Below are 7,663 nucleotides of genomic sequence, written 5' to 3'. Positions count from 1 at the left end.
CGCCGACTGCGGCCGAGGCGGCGCCGAAGCCGGCGGCCGGCGAAGAAAAAAACGATATGCGTAAAGCCAGTATCATCGAACAAGCCGTCAAAAAAGAGACGAGCACGGCCGGCTCGCCCGCCGCGGCAGCGGAACCCGCGACTAAGGCGGCTAATGTTCGGCTGCCGCAGGATTCGGTCTTGAAGCGGCATTTTCTCTGCCAACTGCAAGCGGAAATCAGCGCGGGCTTATCGCCAAGGCCCACGGATTCGGTGTTGCGCCGCCATTACGACGGCATGGTACGGGCCGAATTGGAAAAACGGCTGCGCGGCTGATGAAAGCGTTGCGAACGATGCGCTGTTATTGTCGGGCGCTCCGCCCATGCGGTAAAGATCGCGGTTGGTTTTTGCCGGGTAACTTTAGTAAACTGGCCGGCCGTAATGTTGTTTAAAAGTGATTGGCCATGACATATTGTATTGCGGTATCGGTCAAGGAAGGCTTGGTACTTACCTCGGATTCCAGGACCAACGCGGGTATCGATAATGTAAGCGTGCATTGCAAAATGCATGTGATTGCGACCCGCGACGACCGGAAAATCGTGCTGTTGAGCGCGGGGAATCTGGCCACCACCCAAGCCGTGCTCGACCAGTTGCGGCGCGACATCAAGGACGGCGCGGAAACCAATCTCAACACCGTGCACTATTTGTCCGAGGCCGCGGAATATCTGGGCCATGTCAGTCTGGACAAGCAGCGTCGGCATGTTAATTCCGGCCAGAACGGGTTTTTTCCGGCCGCGACCTTTCTGTTGGCCGGCCAAATCGGCGCAGAGCCGCACGGCGCTTATCTGGTGTATCCGGAAGGCAACTATATCACCACCTCGGAGCAGACACCGTACTTGCAGATTGGCGAAAACAAATACGGCAAACCGGTGTTGGACCGTATTTTAAGAATCGACACCCCGCTGGAAGAGGCCGCGCTGTGTTGTCTGATTTCCATGGATTCCACCATGCGCAGCAACGTCAGCGTCGGCCCGCCGGTCGATATCCTGATTTACCACAAGGACAGCCTGATGTTGGACGAATATTACCGCTTTCAAGAAGCCGACGATTATCTGATCCAATTGCGGCGCATCTGGCAGGAAAAACTCAGCGAAGGCTTTGCCGCCTTGCCGCAGTTAAACAAGCAAGCAGCCACGACGTTTCCCGTCGCGGAACATTGAGTAAGGGCGGGTAAAATGCCCGCCGCTCCGGCTTGGTTTTATCTTAAAATCCCCGAGTTGGTGCGAATGCACTAACGAAAAATCCCGATTGGTGCAATACTGCGGCGGACGAGCCCGGCTTCAGGCTTTAAGCGCCACTATATGCCCGTGGCATACCTCTTGCTTTAAGGAAGGTATGAATACAAAAACCACCCTAAAATACTTTGACGAAATGCGTACCGACGATGGCCGGGTGCGCGATATTTATCAAACCTATACCCACTGGATGTCGCAACTGCCGGAAGGCACGCTGGAGCGCAAAAGCGCCGAAGCGGAATTGCTGTTCCGCCGCTTGGGTATCACCTTTGCGGTGTACGGCGAAACGGCCGGTGCCGAGCGGCTGATTCCGTTCGATATTGTGCCGCGCATCTTCGGCTCGAAAGAGTGGCAGCGCTTGCAATTGGGGATTAAACAGCGAGTGAGGGCCTTAAACGCCTTTTTGCACGATATTTATCACGGCCAGGAAATCATCAAGGCCGGCATTATCAGCGCCCGGCAGGTGCTGGATAACGAGTTGTATTGCAAGGCCATGCAGGGCATAGACCTGCCGAATCAAGTGTATGCGCATATTGCCGGCATCGACTTGGTGCGGGTGGCGGAAAACGATTTTTACGTGCTGGAGGACAACCTGCGCACGCCCTCCGGGGTGTCCTACATGCTGGAAAACCGCAACACCATGATGCGGCTGTTTCCGGAGTTGTTCGCCAACCACTTGGTCGAGCCGGTAGAGCATTACCCGCAAATGTTGCTGGACACCCTGCGCGAGGCGGCGCCGGTTAATGTGTCCAACCCGACCATCGTGGTGATGACGCCGGGCTCTTACAACAGCGCTTATTTCGAACACGCTTTCCTGGCCAGCCAGATGGGCGTCGAACTGGTCGAAGGGCAGGATTTATTCGTTCACAAGCAAAAAGTTTACATGTACACCACCGAAGGCCCGCAGCAGGTGCATGTGATTTACCGGCGGGTGGACGACGATTTCCTTGATCCGCTGGCGTTCCGGCCGGATTCCGCCTTGGGCGTGCCGGGGCTGCTGGAGGCGTATTGCAGCGGCAACGTGTCGCTGGCCAACGGCGTGGGTACCGGGGTGGCGGACGATAAATCCACCTATCTGTATGTGCCGGAAATGATCCGGTTTTATTTGGGCGAGGCGCCGTTGCTGTCCAATGTGCCGACTTGGCGCCTGAGCGAAAGCGACGATTTGAAATACGTGCTGGCGCATTTGCCGGAATTGGTGGTCAAGGAAGTGCAAGGGTCCGGAGGCTACGGCATGTTGGTGGGGCCCACCAGTTCGAAAGAAGAGATCGAAACCTACAAGCAGCGCATATTGGCCGAACCGGATAATTTTATCGCCCAGCCGACTTTGGCGCTATCGACCTGTCCGACCATGGTGGAAGCGGGCGTGGCGCCCCGGCATGTCGATCTGCGGCCCTTTGTGTTGTCCGGGAAAGAGATACGCTTGGTGCCGGGCGGTTTGACCAGGGTCGCATTGCGCGAAGGGTCGCTGGTGGTCAATTCCTCGCAAGGCGGCGGGACTAAAGATACCTGGGTATTGGAGGACTAAATCATGTTGGCAAGAACAGCAGACAACTTATTCTGGATGGCGCGGCATATCGAACGCGCCGAGAACACCGCGCGGGTATTGGATGTGGCCCACCGTTCTGCGTTATTGCCGTTGGATATCGAAGGGGCCGAGGCCTATCTCTGGTATGCGCCGCTGAATATCACCGGTTGCGCGGCCAGTTATGAAGTCAAATACGGCTTGGCGCGGGCGGATTCCGTGACGCACTACATGGCGCTGGATCCGGACAATCCGAGCAGTATCTACAGCTGCCTGAAGCTGGCGCGGGAAAATGCCCGCGCGGTGCGGGGCGCCATCACCTCGGAAATGTGGGAAGTCATCAACTCCACTTGGCTGGAACTCAACCGCATGACCTGGAACATGGATAACGAGAAGTTTCCCGATTTTTTCGAATGGGTCAAGGACAGGTCGCACATGTTTCGCGGCGTTACCCTGGGCACCATCCTCAAGGATGTGGCGCTGAGTTTCATCAAGCTGGGGACCTTTTTGGAGCGGGCCGACAATACCGCCCGCATCCTGGATGTGAAATACCACATTCTGTTGCCCAGCGTAAACGATGTCGGCGGCGCGGCGGATTATTACCAGTGGGGTTCGGTGCTGCGTTCGGTGAGTGCCTTTGAAGCCTACCGGAAAATTTACCGCGATGTGATTTCGCCTCTGAGGGTGGCGGAATTATTGATTTTGCGCGACGACATGCCGCGCTCCCTGCATGCCTGCATGAACGAAGTCGAGGCGGCCTTGATCGACATCAACGGCAGTTCCGGCCGCGAAGCCCGGCGGCTGGCCGGCGAGCAGCACGCCGCCATTCATTTCGGTTTGATCGAAGACGTTTTTTCCCAAGGCTTGCACGAATATCTGACCGAGTTTCTGGCCCATACCGCCTTGCTGGGGCGCGAGATTCGCGATGCCTATATGTCGCGGCGCAATCACTTCGAGCCTGCCGCCGCGGTGCGCCGCACGGCCCTGCAAATGCAATAAACCGCCTTGAAATTTCCTAAACCGCCATGACTTATTGTGTTGCGTTAAAACTGAATGCCGGCTTGGTGTTTGCCTCCGATTCGCGTACCAACGCCGGTATCGATCAGATTGCCTGCTTTAAAAAAATGCGCAGCTTCGTTAAAGAAGGCGAGCGCGTGATTGTGATCTTGAGCTCCGGTAACTTGTCGATAACCCAGAACGCCATCAATCTGCTGGAGCAAAAGGGCAGGCATGCGGAGGCGCGCAACATTTGGACAGTGGATTCCATGTTCGATGTCGCGCAATTGCTCGGCGAGTGTCTGCGGGAAGTGCGCAAACAGGATGGCGTGTTTCTGGCGCAGAATAACGTGGACGCCAGCGCCAATTTCATTATCGGCGGCCAGATCCAGACCGAACGGATGCGGCTGTTTATGGTGTATGCCGAAGGCAACTTTATCGAAGCCGGCGAAGAAACCCCTTATTTTCAGATCGGCGAAACCAAATACGGCAAGCCGATTATCGACCGGGTCATCACCCCGCAAACCCCGCTCAGCGAGGCGGTTAAATGCGTGCTGGTGTCGTTCGATTCCACCATGCGCAGTAATTTGTCGGTGGGTTTGCCGATCGATATCGCCTGTTACAGCCAGGCGGGCCTGCGGCTGGACTTCGAACAGCACATCACCCAGGACGACCCCTATTTTTCCCAGATCAGCCGGCGCTGGAGCGACGGTTTAAAAGGCGTATTCGCATCGCTGCCCAACCCGGAGTGGTTGACGGATGTCGATTTGAACAGCCGGTTTCCGCCGGACTATTCATGAATAGCGGCTGACGATTTTAAAAGCGGGTGCCGCCAAGCCGGCACGAATCCAATTAAACACGGCAAAACCATGACCATTCGCGTTGCACTGCATCACAAATCGCATTATGTTTTCGATCGGCCGGTGGTCGCTTCTCCGCACGAGATTCGCCTGCGGCCGGCGGCGCATAGCCGTACGCCGGTGTCCGGCTATTCACTGAAAGTCAAGCCGGAAAAACATTTCATACATTGGCAGCAGGATGCCTACGGCAACTTCGTGGCCCGGATTACCTTTCCGGAACCCACCCGTGAAATCGACATCACGGTGGATCTGCTGGCCGATATGACCGTGATCAATCCGTTCGATTTTTTTGTCGAAGAATGGGCCGAACATTATCCGTTCAACTATCCGCCGATTTTACAAGTCGAGCTGGCGCCGTTTCTGGAAACCGAACCGCAAGGCCCGTTACTGAAAGCTTGGATGGATGCTTTTAAACGCGACGTTCCGCCCGGAATCACCACTACCAACTTTTTGGTCAGTCTGAACCAAAGATTGCACAACGAAATTTCCTATCTGATCCGGATGGAAGCCGGCGTGCAGAGCTGCGAGGAGACTTTAGGCAAAAAATCCGGCTCCTGCCGCGATAGCGCCTGGTTGCTGGTGCAAATGCTGCGGCATTTGGGTATTGCGGCGCGTTTCGTATCGGGTTATCTGATTCAGCTGGTGGCGGACGAGAAACCGCTGGACGGCCCGGCCGGCCCTACGGCCGATTTCACCGATTTGCATGCCTGGTGCGAAGCCTATATTCCCGGCGCCGGTTGGGTGGGTTTGGACGCCACCTCCGGTCTGTTGGCGGGAGAGGGACACATTCCGTTGGCGGTCAGCGCGTCGCCCGCTTCCGCCGCGCCGGTCAGCGGTTTGACCAGTATTTGCGAAGCCCAGTTGAACGTGGCAATGGTGGTGACACGGATCCATGAAGATCCGCGCGTCACCAAACCTTATACCGAAGAGCAGTGGGTCTTGATTCGGGATTTGGGGCAAAGCATAGACCGGGAATTGCAGGCCGGCGACGTGCGCTTGACCCAAGGCGGCGAGCCGACTTTCGTCTCGGTGGACAACATGGACGGCGCGGAGTGGAATATCGCCGCGCTGGGCCCGGAAAAATGGCTGCTGGCCAACAATTTATTGCGCCGGATACAGGCGCGTTTCGCGCCCGGCGGTGTGCTGCATTTCGGGCAAGGTAAATGGTACCCGGGCGAGCCTTTGCCGCGCTGGGCCTTAAGCGTCTACTGGCGCGCCGACGGCGTGCCGGTTTGGCAACAGCAGAATTTGATCGCCGAGCAGGCTGCCGATATCGATGCCGCTGCCTTGCAACGATTTGCCGAAGAACTGGCCTTGCGCTTGAGTATTAATCCCGAATATCTGATCCCGGCGTATGAAGATCCCTGGCTGGCGCTGGACGAAGAAAGCCGCCTGCCGGCCAACATCGACCCGCATGCCGCCGATTTGAAGCAAGCGGAAGTGCGCAGCGCGCTGATCAAACAGTTGCGGGCCGGACTGTCGGCCGTGAAAGGCTATGTGTTGCCGTTAAAGGCCAATGACGGCCAGGAGATTGTCTGGCAGTCCAGTTTGTGGCCGTTGAAGCACGAGCGCCTGTATTTGCTGCCCGGCGATTCGCCGATGGGCTTGCGTTTACCGTTGAACAGCCTGCCCTGGGTGGCGCCGGCCGATTTTGAAGTGGAGTTGCCGGCCGACCCGTTCGCCGCCCGCGAACAATTAGCCGATTATCCGCGCGCCAAACCGGCCAAAATACCCGAGCCGGTCAAGCAAGCACCGGCGCCCAAGGAAGTGATACACACGGCGCTAGCGCTGGAAGTGCGGGACGGCTTGCTATATGCCTTCATGCCGCCGGTCACCACCCTGGAAGCTTGGTTGGAACTGTTGGCCGCCGTCGAAGATTGCGCGGATAAGTTAAAACAACCGTTGCGTCTGGAAGGTTACCCGCCGCCGCGCGATCCGCGTTTGCTGTCTTTATCGGTTACCCCGGACCCCGGCGTCATCGAAGTGAATATTCATCCGTCGGATAGCTGGGATACTCTGGAAAGCCGCACGCGGGCGCTGTATGAAGAAGCCCGCCTGACCCGGTTGGCGACGGAAAAATTCATGCTGGACGGCCGCCATACCGGTACCGGCGGCGGCAACCATATCACCTTGGGCGGCGCCACGGCCGCCGAGAGTCCTTTTCTGCGCCGGCCCGATTTATTGAAAAGTTTGATCGGCTATTGGCAGCAGCATCCGGCCTTGTCGTATCTGTTTTCCGGCCAGTTCATCGGTCCGACCAGTCAGGCGCCGCGCGTCGACGAGGCTCGCGACGACAATCTATACGAATTGGAAATCGCCTTCCAGCAAATGGAAGCCAAGCTGCATGAAGGCGAGGAAAGCGCCCAGCCCTGGCTGGTGGACCGCCTGTTGCGCAATTTGCTGATCGATTTGACCGGCAATACCCACCGGGCCGAATTCTGTATCGACAAACTGTATTCGCCGGACAGCGCCACCGGCCGCTTGGGTTTGGTGGAATTGCGGGCCTTCGAAATGCCGCCGCATTACCGGATGAGCTTGTTGCAGTCGCTGTTGTTGCGGGCCCTGGTGGCGCGGTTCTGGAAAAATCCGCACCGAGGCAAGCTGGTGTATTGGGATACCGCTCTGCACGACAGGTTCATGTTGCCGCATTTCATAGAACAGGACATGCGCGATATTTGCCGCGATCTGCGCAGCGCCGGCTATGCCTTCGACGATGCCTGGTTTGCGCCGTTTATCGAATTCCGCTTTCCGCATTACGGCAGCGTGGTCTACGAAGGCGTGCAAATGGAGCTGCGCCAGGCCATCGAACCCTGGCACGTGTTGGGCGAAGAAGTCAGCGCCGGCGGCACCGCCCGCTATGTGGATTCTTCCGTGGAACGCCTGCAAATCAAAGTCAGCGGCATGATAGGCAATCGCCATCAAGTAGCCTGCAACGGCCGACTGGTGCCGTTGCATCCGACCGGCGTGCCCGGCGAATTCGTGGCGGCGGTGCGCTTCAAGGCCTGGGCG

General features: G+C 57.5%; 6 protein-coding genes. All 6 read left to right on the top strand.

Annotated elements, in window-relative coordinates; all coding sequences use genetic code 11:
* Nucleotides 1-56: 56 nt before the first annotated feature.
* Nucleotides 57-314 carry a hypothetical protein gene (locus tag NP596_RS18470; RefSeq protein ID WP_256616875.1) on the top strand — a complete coding sequence of 86 codons (258 nt, stop codon included), beginning with the start codon at nucleotides 57-59 and terminating at the stop codon, nucleotides 312-314.
* A 128-nt stretch (nucleotides 315-442) separates the two neighbouring features.
* Nucleotides 443-1,198 carry a proteasome-type protease gene (locus NP596_RS18465; RefSeq protein WP_256616874.1) on the top strand — a complete coding sequence of 252 codons (756 nt, stop codon included), beginning with the start codon at nucleotides 443-445 and terminating at the stop codon, nucleotides 1,196-1,198.
* 175 nt (nucleotides 1,199-1,373) lie between these two features.
* The gene (locus NP596_RS18460) at nucleotides 1,374-2,801 is read left to right on the top strand and encodes a circularly permuted type 2 ATP-grasp protein (RefSeq protein WP_256616873.1); all 1,428 of its coding nucleotides are present in this window, start codon (nucleotides 1,374-1,376) and stop codon (nucleotides 2,799-2,801) included.
* A gap of 3 nt (nucleotides 2,802-2,804) precedes the next feature.
* Nucleotides 2,805-3,797 carry an alpha-E domain-containing protein gene (locus tag NP596_RS18455; protein WP_256616872.1) on the top strand — a complete coding sequence of 331 codons (993 nt, stop codon included), beginning with the start codon at nucleotides 2,805-2,807 and terminating at the stop codon, nucleotides 3,795-3,797.
* 26 nt (nucleotides 3,798-3,823) lie between these two features.
* Nucleotides 3,824-4,594, top strand: coding sequence for a proteasome-type protease (locus NP596_RS18450; protein WP_256616871.1), 771 nt, complete (start codon nucleotides 3,824-3,826; stop codon nucleotides 4,592-4,594).
* Nucleotides 4,595-4,663: 69 nt separating this feature from the next.
* On the top strand, nucleotides 4,664-7,663 hold a 3,000-nt coding region (locus NP596_RS18445), incomplete at its 3' end, for a transglutaminase family protein (RefSeq protein WP_256616869.1).

The organism is Methylomonas rivi, from assembly GCF_024505165.1.
Taxonomy (GTDB): domain Bacteria; phylum Pseudomonadota; class Gammaproteobacteria; order Methylococcales; family Methylomonadaceae; genus Methylomonas; species Methylomonas rivi.
Note: the sequence above shows the minus strand (reverse complement) of the source record. Positions and strands in the feature narration are given on the sequence as shown.